Here is a 16,457-nt window from a genome sequence, read left to right as displayed (position 1 = left end):
AAACTCACCACTCAAAACTCACCACTCTATGCTTTGTATGCGCCAATATTGGCCAGAGCCATACTACCCGGGCTCACGGTGGTCGGATCCACCATCACATTGATGCAACAGACCTTACCCGAGGCAAAGGCCTTTTCCAGGGCAGGTTTTATATCCTTGGGATCTTCCACCAGGTATCCTTTCCCCCCGATGGCTTCCACCATTTTATGGTAATCCACACGACCGATAAAAGTGCCGCCCTCTATGGCATGTCCGATTCTGATTTCCTGACTGTGACGGATCATTCCCCAGCCAAGGTCATTGGAAATGACCACCACAATGGGTCTTTTTTTTCGGATAGCGGTTTCAAACTCCATGAAATTAAATCCCACAGACCCATCTCCGGTCATAAGAAGAACCCGGCTGTCCGGATACAATAACTTGGCGGCATTGGTATAGGGCAACCCAACCGCAAGGGATCCAAAAATCCCATAGTCCAGATAGGTGCCGCCAACTTTTAAGGTTCGTGTCATGCCAAGCCATGTGGTGGTATCCCCGCCGTCTGCCACCACCACATCGTCTTCTTTGTCCATGAATTCATTGATCTCCCGCGCAAGGCGCATGGGATGGATGGGGATATTCTCAGAGCCCCAGTCCTTTTGGGCAAGTGATTTGCCTTGTTCATGGGCAGTGTTTACTGTTTTAATCCAGGGTGAAAATTTTTGAGTTAAAGAATTGCTTAATTTTTTTGATTCAATAATCGCATTGCACTGGGTTAAAAACGCTTTGATATCACTGGCAATGGGCAGGTCGACTGTCCTGTTCCGGCCGATCTCTTCGGGCATAATATCCACCTGGGCAATCTTGGCGGCTGGATTGAAAACATCCCCGAACATAAAAAAAAGGGAGATACGGGTACCCAGAATAATAACAAGATCGGTTTCAATATAGGCGGCAAACCCGCCGCCGGGACGAATGGCCAAAGCCCCCTCAAAACAAAGGGGATGGGTATCAGATAAAATCCCCCGGCCGGACAGGGAAGTGAATAGAGGGATACCCGTGGCTTCAATAAAGGTTTTAAGTTCAGTTTCTGCATGGGATTGCCAGGCACCGGTTCCTGCGATCACCAGGGGTTTTTGGGCAGCCTGAATCATGTCCATCAATTCCTTTGCCTTGTCCGGATCTGACGGGTGGGAAACGACACAGGTCTTGGTTCGCCGCACCTTTTCCTTGTCAACCGACGCATTGAGCACATCAATGGGAAATTCCAGATACACAGGTCCCGGCCTGCCACTTTCTGCAATCCGAAAGGCCATATCCACGTATTCAATTACCCGCTCCGGCCGCTGACAAACCAGGGCTTTTTTTACCATGGGCTTGATAACCGCTTCCTGGGGCATGTCCTGGAGATCCAGTTTTTCCTTGTTGTCCATTCCCACACATCCTGCGATCAATACCAGAGGGGTGTTGGAAAAATGGGCACTGGCCACGCCAGTCAATGAATTGGTAAACCCGGGACCTGCCGTAACCATTGCAACACCGGCTGTTCGGGTCATCTTTCCCCATGCTTCTGCCATAAATAAGGCTGACTGCTCATGGCGGGTATCGTAAATTTTCACATCAGTGCCTTCAAGATGTTGATAAATCGGGGTAATATGCCCGCCGCTCAGAGAAAAAATATGCTTTATTTTTCTGTCAATTAATGCCTGTGCTACCAGTTCTGCACCTGTAATTGTTTCCATACCGACTCCTTTTTTTATACTTAAGCTTGTATCGTTTGATTTTTTTATTAAAGCTCCATGAGCTGTCCACCACAGATATTCAAAGCCTGCCCTGTGACATAGCTTGAGGCATCCGATGCCAGAAAAACAGCCATATCCGCCACCTCGGAAGGGGTGCCGATCCGTCCCAGGGGAATCGTCTGGCACATTTTTTCTTCCTGTTCCGCAACGGTGGTATTGAGAAACTGAGCTTCCAGGCCAAACCGCCATCGTTCAAGGTCGGTCGAGATCTGGCCGGGACAGATGGCATTAACCCGGATCTTAAATCCAGATAGTTCCTTGGCCATGACCTTGGTGAGCATGATGACACCGGCCTTGGATACGGCATAGGCCCCGTTAAATAAAGGCGGTACTTTGCCGGCTCTGGATGCGGTGTTGATAATACTGCCTCCTTTTTCAGACATCAGCGGTATAATGGCTTTGGAGACACGAAAAACCCCGTGGAGGTTTACATCTACCGTTTTTATCCAGGCGGTCTCATCATAGGTATTGACCCCGTTGGGCACACCGAAGGTGGCACCGGCATTGTTGCACAGGATATCAACCTGACCAAATTTTTCTTTAACCGTTTTGGCCATTGCTTCAACCAGATCCGTATTTGTCACATCCAGATTCACAGCCAGGGTTTTGATGCCGAACTCGGCGGCAAGCTCTGTAGCAATAGTATCCATCTCAGACATGGAACCTGTTCCCACATCCGCATTAAACCCCTGGGCATTTCCAAAATCTGCAATAATGATATGGGCGCCCATGGAAGCCATCTTTCTGGCCATGGCATATCCGATACCTGATTTTTTTCCTGAACCGGTAATCAATGCAATTTTCTTTTCCAATGAATTCAAATTTCCTCCTTTAGATGACAGAGATCACTCCCTGATGTCTCCTGTATCAATAGTAATATTGAAACTTGTTTGTTTTTAGAACACCATTCTATATATAATGATAATAAGCAATTAATATACCATTCAGCAAAATATTTTTCCTGCCCGGAAACCAGTCTGTCAGTCGCCCAAAATTTTCCTATAAACAGGCAACTAAAAACAAAACCCGGGCATCATATAAAAAACAACACGGCGATGAATAGTCACTGCACACAACCTTTAAGCTGATTTCTTGTTTTATTTAAGAAGGCTTTATGTTGAGGTGTCCCCCAACGAAACCAAACCGGATGAAATGATCCTGAATGAGCCGGAGCTAACAAGTAATCTGTTTACATATTGTAATAGATCCTGACATGGTTGCCCAAGTCTTTCAGTTTTACAGAAAAAAAATATATCTAATAAGTGTCGACATTGTTGTTCTTTCAACGGTTCCTCCTTTGGAGTTAAAGATAGTAATATTTATTATCGGTATTGGTATGATAATTGCCTTATAAAATCTTCAGATATCAGTTTTATGAAACTTATAATGTAACGCGGAGCAGTAAGAAAATGTAGGGATACTAATTGATTTTTTAAATCAATGGAGGGATATGTATGGGGACTAAAAAGATAAATTTTTTTTCATTTTTTTTCATTGGCCTGCTTTTGTTTTTTCCGGGGATGCATCCTCCTTCACTCGATGCAGGAGAAGCCCCCCCCGTGAATCTTATAAAAAATAATCTGTTTTCATCCGCCATCCTTTCTTCAGAAGAAATTGTACTCGTGGGAGAGGGCGGCAAGATTTTTCTGAGTAACGATGCCGGCCATAATTGGAAGGCTATTCGCAGTGGCACCAGCCCCCTATTCTCAGTCAGTTTTCCCACAGCCAAAAGTGGATGGGTTTCCGGCAGGAACGGAACCATACTGAACTCCAGAGATGGCGGAAACACTTGGCAACCCCAGAAAAGCGGGGTGGGCAAACACCTTTTCTCTATTGATTTTCTGGACCAGGACCATGGCGCTGCCGTGGGAGACTGGGGTAAAATTGTCATGACCGATGATGGTGGTGCTTTTTGGCAAGAACTGTCTTTGGAAGAGGACATCATTCTTTACGGAGTCGTCAGACTGACGACCCAAAGCGCATGTGTTGTGGGTGAAATGGGTCGGATTTTTAATACCAGGGACAAGGGGATAACCTGGCAGGAGGTTGCATCTCCGGTGGACTCAACACTTTTTTGTCTGTGCCATGAAGGGTCTACTCTTTGTGCCGCAGGCCTGGACGGCGTCATCATTTATTCAAAGGACAATGGGTTGAGTTGGCAACGTTCAAAAACCATTGGTACCGCAGCCATCTACGGTATTTCCATCTGTGGAGATACTGCCTTGGCCGTAGGAGATGCCGGTACCGTCCTTGGCTCCATGGATGCAGGTTTCAGTTGGAATGAACTTGGCAGGTCCCGGGAAATGCTGCCATTCTGGATGGGGACTGTATCCTGTAGCAGATCAGGGGATGGCAATCTTACCGGAATAATAGGCGGTGCAAGGGGTATGACGGCCTGGCTGGGAAATGACACCCTTCATTGGCAAAAAAAAATTATTAAAAATGGAGAGGAGGATCCCAGATGAATAAAATTATGAGATCCGAGTCCACCTGGACCCGGTTTATACTGCAGCACCGTATCTGGCTTCTGGCTGTTTTTTTACTCGCTACCGTATTTTTTGGGTACCAGCTTCCTAACCTTGGGATCAGCAAAGATGTCAGCGTATTATTTCCTCCCCACCATCCCAACATGGTGCTTACCAAAAAATTTAAAACCATGCTTGCGACGCCGGACAAGCTCATCTGCATCCTGGAGGTAAAAAACGGCGATATTTATACCCAGGAGGCAATTTCCATGATTCAGGGTCTAACCCAATCTGTCCTGCACCTTCCCGGCTGTGATGCGTCGGATATCAAATCCATTACCGAAACAAGTGTCAAGCACATGGAGGCAACGGCATGGGGGGTGGAAACCAATCCGGTGATTTTTCCGGACATGCCGAAAACCCCGGAAGATTTTGCCCGGCTGCGCAAACGTGTGGAAACAGATGTCGGTATCCGGGGGGTGTTTGTCTCCTATGACGGCACCGCTGCAACCATCATGGCAAAATGGAAAAAAGGCGACAACCTGGGACAATTATACAAGGATATCCAGGATCTTGCCCAAACAAACACCACTGAACAGTATAAGGTACACTTTGCCGGGGCACCTGCCCTTGGGGCCCATCTGATTCATCTCACAGGCCAGTTCAAAACCGCGGGGATATGGATGGTGGGGGCCCTGGTGGTCATTCTCACGATTTATCTGGGCAGCATTACCGGGGTTTTATTGTCCATGACAAGCGTAATCCTCAGCATTGTGTGGGCTTTTGGTCTGGCATCCATCCTGAAGATTCCCATCAGCTTTCTGGCCCTTGCCTGGGTGTTGTTTTCTTGTGGTGTCTCGGCTGGTTTTTCAGCTTTTTGTTTCAGCCGTTATCGCAGTGGGTATCTGGAGATTCCGGAAAAACATCGGGCAGTGGAACTGGCACTTGGAAATCTTCTGGCCCCTGTGGCAATCGGGCTTACCCTCCTTGGGCTTACCAGCCTTACCCTTTCAACTTCAGATCTGCCGCTGCTCTCCCAGACCGGATATCTGGGGGGGTGCTGGGCCGTGACAAGTTTTTTCATTGTAGGGGTGGCCAATCCCATTTTTCTGTGGTTTCTGCCGGTCCCCAAAGCGTGTACGCCCGGGAACAGATCCGTATCGGTCCTGGGGGTTTCCCCTGTTCTGGTTGTCTTGCTGATCCTTGCCCTGCTGATAGGCGGCGGCGTTGGTGTGAGCCGGCTCAATATTGGTGACAATGAGCCAGGATCTGCTTTTTTCTTTCCAGATGCCCCTTACAACCAGGCATTTTCCTTTTTTAATAAAAAATTTATCGGTGCCTATAACATGACCATTATGGTTGAGGGCCGGGAGAAAGGTGCATTAAACGATTTCAAAACCATGGAATTGATCAATGAATTTCAAAGGTATCTGGAAAATGAAACCGACGCCAGGGCCTGCATCTCCATTGCCATGATGATAAAGCTTCTGGCCCGGGTATACCATGAGGGAAATCCCAAATGGGCATTGATTCCTGTGGATGAGCAGGACCGATCTGCCCTGGGGGGGGCCATTAAAATGGGGGGAACCGCCGGCCAGTGGATAGATGACACATGGACCAACGGATCCATCCAGGCCATGTACGGCGACGACACAAACCAATTGATAAAAAAGCGGTTGTCCAAAGCCAAAGCCTTTATCCTTGACCATCCGTCGGACCGGGTCGACTTCAGACTTTTTGCTGGATTCCTGGGGGTTATTGCCGCCATGGACCATGCCGGTAACAAGGCCTATTGGGGCTGCCTTTGGGGCGCATTGATCCTTGTCTTTTTTGTGTGTCTCCTCGTGTTCCGGGCAGTGGGACCTGCCCTGGTCATTTTGCTCAGCACCATCATTGCCCAGGCAATGACATGGATGTTTATGGCCTTCCAGGGCATCTGTATCAGCATCCACAGCGCGCCGGCAGCCCCCCTTTCCATTGGGTTTGGCGCAGCACTGGGTATTTGTCTGGTGGTGTGCGCCCGGAAGCAGTTTCCTTTATTTCCCGAAACTATCAGGGGCCGAAAACTGGCTGTTAAGTCCCTGATTCGCCCCGTCGTCGGATTCGGCCTGATCCCAGCGGTCATGCTGCTGCCATGGGCCCTGTTGGATTTTAAGTTTATGGCAGACGCCTGCGCCTTGATTGCCTTTTCGGTTTTTGCACAAATATTCAGTATGATCATTATCCTCCCTTTCCTTGCAGATCTTTGTAAATGGAAACGGATTCAAAATCTAAATTCACCAAATTCATAAAGGAGACAAAATGAAACTTTATAAAACGATTAAATGGTTATGGCTTACTTTTGGCGTGTGTATATTTTATTCTGCCAATGTGTGGTCCATGGCGCTGAATGATTCCGGAACCCTGAATCTCAACGGAAAGTTGGAAACCAGAAATACCGTCAGAATAGAGGATTCGGATAACAACCGGTGGCCCCAGGCGGAAGCCGGGGACATGGTACAGCAGCGAAATACCCTGCAATTGGAGCTGGACCATGACCTGGGCGAAATAGGGGATTCAAAAATTTTAATTAAATACCACCTTGTGGGCAGGGCCTGGTACGACGGGATCTTTGATTATGGGCCATCGGTCTGGCAAGATGCCCGGGAAACCAGTCCTGCTGTCAAAGAGGGGATTGACGACTACAAATGGGATGTCGCTCTTCGGGAAGGTTATATGGATTTTTCAAAGGGGCCGGGATTTTTGAGAATAGGCCGCCAGAATCTGGCCTGGGGTGAAACCGATGCCAAACGTCTGCTGGACGGGATCAACCCTCTGGACGGTACAACCCCGTTTCTTAAGCTGGATGACCGGCGTATTCCTTTGTGGATGTTGCGCGGGAGCTACAACCTGGGTAATCACGGGTTTCTTTCCAGCCTCAATATCGAAAGTTTCGTCTCCCCTTGTTTTGGCAATAACGATGACAAAGTGGGGCCGGCCACACCGGTTGGTTCTCCCTATTCCTTTGCCGAAAACGAACCTTCTTCGGAATTGCTGGCCGGTTCAGGTATCCCCCTTAACTCGTATCGGGATACGCCCAGTTCCGATCTCAAAGACGCCCGCTGGGGATTTCGTCTGGGAGGCATCCTGGGTGACAATCTGGGCTTTACCCTGGCCCATTACAAAAGTTACCAGGACAATGCCCTGCCGGTACTCAAGCGCAATGACAAACGAACATTTGTAAATTCAAGCAATCAGGCAGCATATGCCAGTGTTATTTCAGGCTCCACAGACGCTGCTGTGGTGGGTGCCACAGCCACAGCCCTTGCCGGTGGTTCGCCTGCTGGCCTGTCCCCCCTCCAGACAGCCCAGCTCAATGCCATTGGCGGCATGAGTATTTTCCCGGAAAGTTTCAGTCAGGAGATGGTTTACAATGATATCCAGGTCACCGGCGGCAGCATCAACTATTGGGTGGAACCCCTGGACTTTGTTCTTCGCAGTGAAGTGGCCTATTTCCATGACGAGGCGTTTTTCACCGAGGATGACAACCTTAACATGATACTGGATGAGGAAAACCTGGTTTCAACCCTGTCCGAGGACGGCCAACTGCCCACCTCTGATGTGATTCGGTTTGCCGTGGGCATGGACAAGATGTTCTGGATTCGGGCGTTGAATCCCAATGTGAGGTTTACCCTCATTGCCCAATACTTCGGCGCCTATATACGAGATTATGACGATGATTTCTGCCTGCCGCTGACCAACCCGGACACCCTTGTCTATGATTCGGTCAAGCGGTATGAACAGGCCATGACGCTGAATCTGCAGACCACATACCGCAGCGGCACCGTGAAACCAGAGCTATCAATACAATACGATCCCAGGGGAAACTGGGCGATTCAACCTTCCTGTGAACTGGAAAAACAAATGTGGCGTTTCAAGCTTGAAGCCACCATTGGCACGGCCAATTCCATGACCGGTACGGGTGCTGCAAGGGATCGGGATGAAATTGCCTTTACCGTCAGCTATTTACTTCGATAGGCCGGGGCGCTGAAATCCTGGGCGAGTTGTAACATATTTTTGAGGAAACTTTATCAAACCTAAGGAGATAGACTTATGAAGCATTTGAAGAAAAACGTATGGATATTGGTACTGATTATGGGCCTTGCCCTGTTTCCGGGTCTTGCCATGACCGATGAAGTCATTACAGCCGAGAATTGGCAGAAAATAGAGGGCTTGGTTCCTGACAGGGTTCTGGCATGGGTAAAAAAAGGAGATACCACCATCACCATAGTGGACCAGCTGGGGTTTGACACAACAAAGATCATGAAAGTCCCTGGATTTGTGGCTGAAAACGAACAAAATAAGGGAAAATATGCCATAAAAGAGGGGGCCATCGTTGATGCCGGGACTACCCAGACCGCAGGCTTTATTTCGGGTCTCCCGTTTCCTGAAAAATTGGATCCCATGGATCCAGATGCATTTTATAAGCTCTGCTACAACCGGTATTACAACATTCACCGAATCGGCAGCATCCGTTTTGTTTTCCTGGGCGAACTGATTGGCCGGAAAACCGGATTGGAAAAAAAGGTGCTGGGCAATTTTCTTAATTATTCGTTTGACGGTTACGCACCGCAAAAAGCGGTTCCCAATCCCAATGATATCATGTTCATGTCCATCAACAACATCACCTCTCCCTATGATATGAAAGGCGTGGCATCCATGATGTGGCGTTACCGGGGAAGCAAAAAGGACATGTGTTACAATTACCTGCCCGGCATCCGGAGGGTTCGGCGCGGCAGCCCTGCCGGTCGGTCCGATTCTTTTGCCGGATCTGATCTGACTCTGGACGATCAGGGAGGATACCAGGGTCAGATGGCTGCCATGAAAACCCGGGTGATTCAAGAAAAAATAGCCCTGGTTCCCTGGATAGATGACAAGCCTGTTCCGGTTTATAAAAATGAAGCAGGCGAATGGGTTACGGGAAAAGATTCCCCCCTGTTGGACATTGGCTTTAGGAAATCCGGTTGGACGGGAGCGCCCTGGGCCATGCCCGGACTTAAATATGTTAAACGCATGGTATGGATCGGGGAAATGATTTCAAAGGATCCCAGTTACAACTATGGGCTTACCCATATGTGGTGTGACAAGGAAACTGGAATGGCCTGCTATAAAATTAATTATGACCGGAAAAAGGAATACTGGAAAACAATGGTCCTTGGCCTGGCTGCCTTTGCTGCAAAGGATGATCCTGAAAAGACCTGGTTTGAAAATGGATCCACCCTGATAGTGGACGACAGGGCAGACCATGGCACTGTCATCGAGCAGGTGACCCCGGAGTATCCCTTTGTCTTTTATGCGAAAAATGAACTCAACGATTTTTCCCTGGGAGGGTTTAATAAATATTGTAAATAAAGTATAGGAGCAGGTTCTGCGTCTTTCATCATGCCCAAAATCTTTGCGGTTGATGCGATGGCCAGGACCTGCGCTGTTTATGCCGTGGCGTTGCCAATTCACTTAAATTTTTTTATAGGGCCATGAATTTTAGCTCAAATTGTAGGTTTGTTCCAATTTTTTCGAAAAGATGGGTTAACCGATAATATTAAAAAAAAATCGTCGTCGGCGCAAATAAGTCTCGTCTTTGAGCAAACTTTCTATTATTGTGTGCTTTTTTACCTTTAGGCTTTGCCGCCTATATTTTCTGGCGACCAGGTTTAAAGGGGTATTGCTGTTGAGTCCATTGAGAAAAGGCTGATGGCAATTGCTATCAACAATATTTTCATGGAGAGGATGACCATGACCCAATATCAGCTGAACTTTGAAGAAAGCCGAGAGCTCTTAAACCGCTATCACATAGAACCCATGGGCAGGCAGGTTTACTCTGTTTCCCAGGCCCTTGGGGCTGCCACAAACCTGGGCTATCCCCTTGTTGTAAAACCCGTATCCCGGAAAATTATTCATAAATCCGACCAGGGTGCTGTGTTTTTGAATCTTAAAACTGCCGGGGATCTTGAATCCGCCTGCAATTCCATTGAAAAAATGATGGGCAGATTTTCCAAAGAAGAGGGAGAGGGACTGCTGATTCAGAAAATGGCAGACAAGGGATTTGAACTTCTTGTGGGGGCCAAGCAGGACCCTGGATTCGGCCCGGTGACAATGGTGGGAATCGGCGGTATTTTTGTGGAACTTTATTCCGATGCAGCCATGGGAATCGGTGTTTTGTCACGGCGTGATGTGGAACGGATGCTTGAGGATACCCGTGCCGGGAAGGTGCTCCAGGGTTTCAGGGGGCAGACCTATGACAGAGAGGCTGTGATTGATCTTGCCATGGGTATTTCAAAACTCATGGCAGAAAATCCGGATATTGTTGAGCTGGACCTGAACCCGGTCATTGTATATGAAAAGGGATTTGCTGTTGTGGATGCACGGCTGATCCGGGATACTGAGCATGTTGCCCCCCTGTCTGAAGCTGTCAGGGACTGGAAGAAAAAAAGTGTGGATGCCATTTTCAATGCCCAGTCTGTTGCTGTGATCGGCGCCTCAAGACCCGGAACCCAGGGCGGAGTTATCCTTAAAAACTGCATGGGAATCCAACGGCTCTATCCGGTTCATCCCAAACTTAAAACCATCCATGGTTTGACCTGTTATTCCTCCCTTGAAGAATTGCCGGAAGTCCCTGATGTCTGTGTCTTTGCCGTCAGTCCTGAACGGACCGTGACCATCTTTGAGACCTTCTGCAAACTGGGGGGAAAGGGGGCCATTATCTTTTCAGACGGGTTTGCAGAAATGGGACGTCAGGATCTTGAGGACCGGCTGGTGCAATTGAGTAATACTTACGAGGTGGGCTTTATCGGCCCTAACTGCATGGGGGTGATTGATAATTTTTCAGGTCTGAACACCAACTATATTCCGGTACAGCGGTCTGTTCCCCCCACCCCATCCAATTGCGTTGGCGTCATCACCCAGAGCGGGGGGATCGGTCTGGAACTTCTGGAAATGTTCGGGGCGGACAACCAGAACCTGGGCAAGTGGGTTTCCATTGGCAATGCTGCCACCACAGGGGTTCCTGAGGTGTTGGCCCATATGGGGGATGACCCCAGGATTAAAATCATTGCCATTTACCTGGAAGGGGTGGCAGATGGTCTCAAGCTCATGGGGGTGGGCAAAGAGGTGGCCAAAAAGAAACCGGTTCTTATCATCAAGGGGGGGATGGGCGGCGGTGCCCAGGCAGCGCTGTCCCACACGGCATCCCTTGCCGGTAGCCATGAGGCATTCAAAGCCTGCTGTGCCCAGGCCGGTTTTTATCTGGTGGAAGAGCTTACCGAAGATCCTAAAATCCTGGTCAATGTGCTTTCCATTCTCACCAGCCAGCCCAGAACCGACGGCAGCCGTATCGCCGTGGTCAGCGTTGGAGGCGGTGCCGGAATTCTTCTGGCTGACCAGGTTACCGAAGAGGGCATGACCCTTTCGGAATTTGCACCGGGAACCAAACAACAGATGCAACAACTCATCGAAAAAGACCTGAAGCCCGAACAGCTGGCCATCAAAGACAAGGTCCTTAAAAATGTGGGCAACAATCCCATTGATCTTTTCGGGAACTGCGGCGACGACCGGCTTCTGGAATCCCTTCGCATTGTGGACCAGGATCCCAATACAGATGTGATCATTGCGGCCATTTATCTCCAGGTGCCCCTTCTTTCTGAGTACCTTCCAGAACGGTTGGTGGAGCTGAATCAGGAGATGACCAAACCCCTGATTATTTCACCCAGAGGGTTTTCAGAATATGTGGATCGATGCAGGACCTATATGGCCCAAAAAAAGCTCCACACCTACACCGTTCCCATGATAAAGCCGTTGCGAATTGCCCTGAGCATCTGGAAAAAATATGATATTTCTTTTTTGGGGATAGCGTCTCCTGATTCTAAGTGACAATAAAAAGCGTTACAAGCTAAAGGGCCCATCCACTTGCAGAGTCCGGATGCGAAAAAAAGCGGCATAGAGAACAGGAACAGCCACCAGTGTCAAAACAGTGCCGAATGTCACCCCCCCCCATTATGGCAGAGCCAATGGGGGGGGCTGGTATCCCCTGCGGATGGTTTTTTCAAGGCTGTCAGTGACCTCCTGCTCCACCTCAAGTGCAGATGAACCTGGGTACTGGGTGACAACAAGGGGGGCTGGAACCTGAAACGCCAGTTTTATCTCCCTGGCAGGGTTCACCACGCCGGGATAAGCCCTGGTTTTAGAGATGGTTTTTTTTGATACGGTATACACCTTTACCGGCAGAACTGGGCACGCCTGATCCAGAAAGTGGATGCAGTTGATCTTTTGCTCTGTCCAAAATGCCAGGGCACCATGAAAAGCATCCGTTTTATTGAAGACCTGGACATCATCGAAATATTACGTCATCTGGATATTTGGGATCGCAATCATGATCCACCAGAACCTGAACCCGAGCATATCTCTGAATTATCTTAGGACTATTCAATTCTTGCAATCTTAAACAATACGGCGTAAACCTTCATTCTTATAAAATTTTTAAGCTGGAAGCAAAAATGAAACTGGAAAATAAAGTGGCCATTGTCACCGGGGCAGGCAAGGGGATTGGAAAGGCTGTGGCCATTGCCCTAGCAAAGGCCGGGGCAGATGTCCTGGTCAATGACCTGAATCTTGAAAATGCAAATAAGACCCTGGCAGAAATAGAGAGCCTGGGCCAAAAAGGCCTGGCTGTCAGTGCTGATATCAGCCAGCATGACCAGGCCAAAGCCATGGTGGAAGCGGCCAGGGATACCCTGGGAAGTGTGGATATTCTCATCAACAATGCCGGGGTGTCCAAACCCTCCATGCTGGTGAACATGAAAGAGGATGACTGGGATCTGGTGGTAAATGTTCATCTCAAGGGCATATTCAACACCTCCCAGGCCGCTGCCAGAATTATGAAATCCCAAGGCTGGGGCAGGATCATCAATGTGGTCTCCACCGCCGGGATTTTCGGCACCATAGGACAAATCAATTACGCCTCTGCCAAGGCAGGGGTGGTTGGGTTTACCAAATCTGCAGCCAGGGAACTGGGCAGAAACGGGATCAATGTCAATGCGGTGTGCCCGGGAATTACGAAAACAGATATGACCCAAAAACTCCAGGAAGACCAGGCACTTTGCGATCTGTATAAATCCAGAATTCAGCTGGGCCGATTTGCTGAAATAGAAGAGATTGTACCCATCTTTGTCTTCCTGGCTTCGGATAATGCCGGGTATATCACAGGGCAGGTCCTTGGGGTGGACGGCGGTTATATCGGGTAAATCATCGGAGAATCCGCCGGGTAACATGGGTTCAGGACCTGATTTCATCCACCACAAAGGGGGCGGATCGCCCCCCTCCACTGCGTTTTTTCATCCAGATTCGGGCCATGGGAACAGCCTTGCCGTCAATGTTCGTCATATTGGACAGTTCCTCGGCAAATCCGATATTCTTTATTTTGAATTCATAAGAGCCTCTTGCAGAGATAAAAAAAAATAATTTTTCAAATTAAGAGGCTCTTGCCGAACCATCTTTTTCATGGTTTTCTTGACAAAACCCCGTTCTTTCCCTACTGATGTATGAGGATGAATCATCATCTCTTGATGGAGGCGTTTATGCAGATGGAAACAGAAAGAAAAGCGGTTGTACATTTTGGACTTAAAATGGTTGAATCCGGTCTGACCACCGGCACTGGAGGCAATCTGAGTATAATTGACCGAAAATCCGGACGGGTGGCTGTCAGCCCCAGCGGCATTGAGTATGCTGCCTTACAGCCTGAAGATGTTGTCCTCACCGATCTGGACGGAAATATTCAGGAGGGAGACTGCAAGCCATCAAGTGAGCTGGGGTTTCATCTGTCCGTTTATCGTCAGCGGCAGGATGTTCAGGCCGTGGTGCACACCCATTCTCCCTATGCCACCACCATCGCCTGCCTGGGATGGGAAATCCCGGCGGTTCATTATTTGGTGGGCTTTGCAGGGAAAAAAGTGCCCATAGCACCCTATGCCACTTTCGGAACCCCGGAGCTGGCCCGGAATGTGGCGCAAAACATCGGGCAGTACAACGCGTTGCTTCTTGCCAACCATGGTCTGGTGGCTGTCGGCCAGAATATCGACGCCGCTTTTGCGGCTGCTGAAGAGATCGAATTTGTCGCCCGGATTTATTACCAGACCCAAAGTATCGGCAAACCGGTTATTCTGTCGGAGGGAGAGATGGAAACAGTGCTTGAAAAATTCAAGACCTACGGGCAAAAGAAAATGAGTTGAATCAACTGGTATACTGTTTTGCCATAAATCTACCGGGCATAAACTATGGTCGGCAGCCAGGTGGCGATTTTTGGCCAGAACACCACGATTAAAAGTCCCAGCAGCTGAATCAGCACAAAGGGAATAATTCCCCGATAAATATGCCCGGTTTTAATTTCGGGCGGCGTCACGGCTTTCAGGTAAAAAAGAGAGAAGCCAAACGGAGGCGTCATAAAGGATGTCTGGAGGTTTACAGCTAGTAACACACAGATCCAGAGAGGGTCAAATCCAAAATCTCTGACAAGGATCGGTACCAGGACCGGTACATGAATAAAAATTATCTCAATAAAATCAAGGACAAACCCGACAAGGAAAATAACGCCCATGACAATGGCCAATACCACCCATTTGTCATGTGTCTCGGCAATGGTAAATAAAAAATTTCGGACCAGTTCGTCTCCTTCCAGTTCGCGAAATGTAAGTCCAAATGCATTGGCCCCCACCAGGATAATAAAAACCATACAGGTCAACCGGGTTGTTGTAGAAGAAACCTCCTTGAGGATATCAAGATTGAATCTGCGGTTCCATGCTGCCAGTAATACAGCGCCCACACATCCGACAGACGCCGCCTCGGTTGGCGAGGCGATCCCGGCAAAAATCGATCCCAGAACGGCTATCATGAGAAAAAGCGGGGGGAATAACGCACGAAAAATTTTTTTAAACAATTGTTTTCTATCCAGGCCTTCGTCATCTTCCATGGTGACGGGAGGGGCGTTTTCAGGCTTGATCAGGGAAATAATGAAGATATAGCTGATATAAAGGGTTACGAGCATCAGTCCTGGCAGTAGGGCGGCCATGAACAGGTCCCCGACGGGAATCTGCACGATGGTGGCCAAAAGCACCAGTACGATGGAAGGCGGAATAATCTGCCCCAGGGTTCCGGACGCACATACTGTCCCTGTTGCAAGTTCAGGCTGGTATCCATGGCGCAGCATGGTGGGAACAGCCAAAAGTCCCATGGTGACAACAGTGGCACCCACAATGCCGGTGGATGCCCCAAGGAGGGCGCCGACAACAACCGTACTGATGGCAAGTCCTCCCCTGATGCGCCGAAACAGTTTTCCCATTGTTTCCAGCAATTCTTCAGCCAGGCCTGATTTTTCAAGGGTCACCCCCATAAACACAAACAATGGAACTGCAATCAGGACAACATTGTTCATCGCCCCCCATATTCGAAGGGGTAAGAGTTCAAAAAATTCCCACCCGGATCCGATTCCCCCGAAAATCATGGCCGTACCGATAAGGGTAAATGTGACAGGGAAACCCGCCATGAGAAGAATCGTCAATGCAAGAAACATCCATGCTGCCAGATATTCAGATCCCATCAGTTCACTGTCTCCTGCTTTTTATCGGGTTGAATCCCCAGGATGATATTCACGTTATGAATAAACATGGAAATCCCCTGCAAAAAGAACAATACAAATCCCACCGGAATGCATCCTTTTATAATAAATCGAAAAGGAATTCCGCCCGGATTAGGAGAACCTTCCAGAAATTTCATAGATTCCCAGGTAAAAACCGAAGAGGTATAGATAATTAAAATAATTCCCGGGAAAAGGAAAAAAACGCAGCCGAATAGATTGACCCATGCCTGTGCTTTTGTTGAAAGACGCTGATAAATCACGTCCACACGGACATGCTGATCGTATAAAAGGGTATAGCCGGCTCCCATCAAAAAAATAAATCCAAACAGATGCCATTCCAGTTCCTGGGCAAACACAAAACTTGTATTCAAGGCATACCGCATGACAACATCAATGAACACGACTGCAACAAGAAGCGTTACAACCCAGGAAACCAATCGCCCAACCCGTTCATTGAGTGCATCAATTTTGTCTGCAATTTTGTTAAAAAACGACCATACCCCCATACCATACTCCCTTTTCTTTCAAGCCATGACAAATCCATTGCCA

The 16,457-nt window shown here is 48.6% G+C and carries 12 protein-coding genes; 7 read left to right on the top strand and 5 right to left on the bottom strand.

Going from position 1 to position 16,457, the window contains the following annotated elements; translation table 11 throughout:
* Nucleotides 1-26 precede the first annotated feature (26 nt).
* Nucleotides 27-1,721 carry a thiamine pyrophosphate-binding protein gene (locus tag ACZ45G_RS26705; protein WP_464173623.1) on the bottom strand — a complete coding sequence of 565 codons (1,695 nt, stop codon included), beginning with the start codon at nt 1,719-1,721 and terminating at the stop codon, nt 27-29.
* A gap of 47 nt (nt 1,722-1,768) precedes the next feature.
* Nucleotides 1,769-2,602, bottom strand: coding sequence for an SDR family NAD(P)-dependent oxidoreductase (locus tag ACZ45G_RS26700; protein WP_464173622.1), 834 nt, complete (start codon nt 2,600-2,602; stop codon nt 1,769-1,771).
* A gap of 738 nt (nt 2,603-3,340) precedes the next feature.
* Here ACZ45G_RS26700 and ACZ45G_RS26695 point away from each other — a divergent pair.
* From ACZ45G_RS26695 to ACZ45G_RS26675, 5 genes are all read left to right on the top strand, one after another.
* A complete protein-coding gene (locus ACZ45G_RS26695; protein ID WP_464173621.1) occupies nt 3,341-4,246 on the top strand; it encodes a WD40/YVTN/BNR-like repeat-containing protein in 906 nt (301 codons plus the stop codon).
* On the top strand, nt 4,243-6,537 hold the full coding sequence (locus ACZ45G_RS26690; protein WP_464173620.1) for an efflux RND transporter permease subunit: 2,295 nt from the start codon (nt 4,243-4,245) through the stop codon (nt 6,535-6,537). Before ACZ45G_RS26695 ends, ACZ45G_RS26690 begins: the two co-directional genes overlap by 4 nt.
* A gap of 10 nt (nt 6,538-6,547) precedes the next feature.
* Entirely contained in the window at nt 6,548-8,263 is a 1,716-nt protein-coding gene (locus tag ACZ45G_RS26685) for a DUF1302 family protein (RefSeq protein ID WP_464173619.1), read from the top strand.
* A gap of 75 nt (nt 8,264-8,338) precedes the next feature.
* Nucleotides 8,339-9,637: a DUF1329 domain-containing protein gene (locus ACZ45G_RS26680; protein WP_464173618.1), complete on the top strand. Its 1,299-nt coding sequence runs from the start codon at nt 8,339-8,341 to the stop codon at nt 9,635-9,637.
* 381 nt (nt 9,638-10,018) lie between these two features.
* A complete protein-coding gene (locus ACZ45G_RS26675; RefSeq protein WP_464173617.1) occupies nt 10,019-12,151 on the top strand; it encodes an acetate--CoA ligase family protein in 2,133 nt (710 codons plus the stop codon).
* A gap of 123 nt (nt 12,152-12,274) precedes the next feature.
* Here ACZ45G_RS26675 and ACZ45G_RS26670 read toward each other — a convergent pair whose 3' ends face one another.
* The gene (locus tag ACZ45G_RS26670; protein ID WP_464173616.1) at nt 12,275-12,493 is read right to left on the bottom strand and encodes a hypothetical protein; all 219 of its coding nucleotides are present in this window, start codon (nt 12,491-12,493) and stop codon (nt 12,275-12,277) included.
* Nucleotides 12,494-12,774: 281 nt separating this feature from the next.
* On the opposite strand from ACZ45G_RS26670, the gene ACZ45G_RS26665 reads away from it, so the two are divergent.
* Complete coding sequence (locus ACZ45G_RS26665; RefSeq protein ID WP_464173615.1) at nt 12,775-13,521, top strand: SDR family NAD(P)-dependent oxidoreductase; 747 nt, start codon at nt 12,775-12,777, stop codon at nt 13,519-13,521.
* Between the two features lie 333 nt (nt 13,522-13,854).
* Nucleotides 13,855-14,505 (top strand): L-fuculose-phosphate aldolase, encoded by a 651-nt coding sequence (locus tag ACZ45G_RS26660; RefSeq protein WP_464173614.1) that lies wholly within the window; start codon nt 13,855-13,857, stop codon nt 14,503-14,505.
* Nucleotides 14,506-14,534: 29 nt separating this feature from the next.
* Here ACZ45G_RS26660 and ACZ45G_RS26655 read toward each other — a convergent pair whose 3' ends face one another.
* The gene (locus tag ACZ45G_RS26655; protein ID WP_464173613.1) at nt 14,535-15,869 is read right to left on the bottom strand and encodes a TRAP transporter large permease; all 1,335 of its coding nucleotides are present in this window, start codon (nt 15,867-15,869) and stop codon (nt 14,535-14,537) included.
* Nucleotides 15,869-16,414 (bottom strand): TRAP transporter small permease subunit, encoded by a 546-nt coding sequence (locus tag ACZ45G_RS26650; RefSeq protein WP_464173612.1) that lies wholly within the window; start codon nt 16,412-16,414, stop codon nt 15,869-15,871. Before ACZ45G_RS26650 ends, ACZ45G_RS26655 begins: the two co-directional genes overlap by 1 nt.
* Nucleotides 16,415-16,457 lie beyond the last annotated feature (43 nt).

The organism is Desulfoconvexum algidum, assembly GCF_055382125.1.
This window is presented reverse-complemented; position numbering and strand designations above follow the sequence as displayed.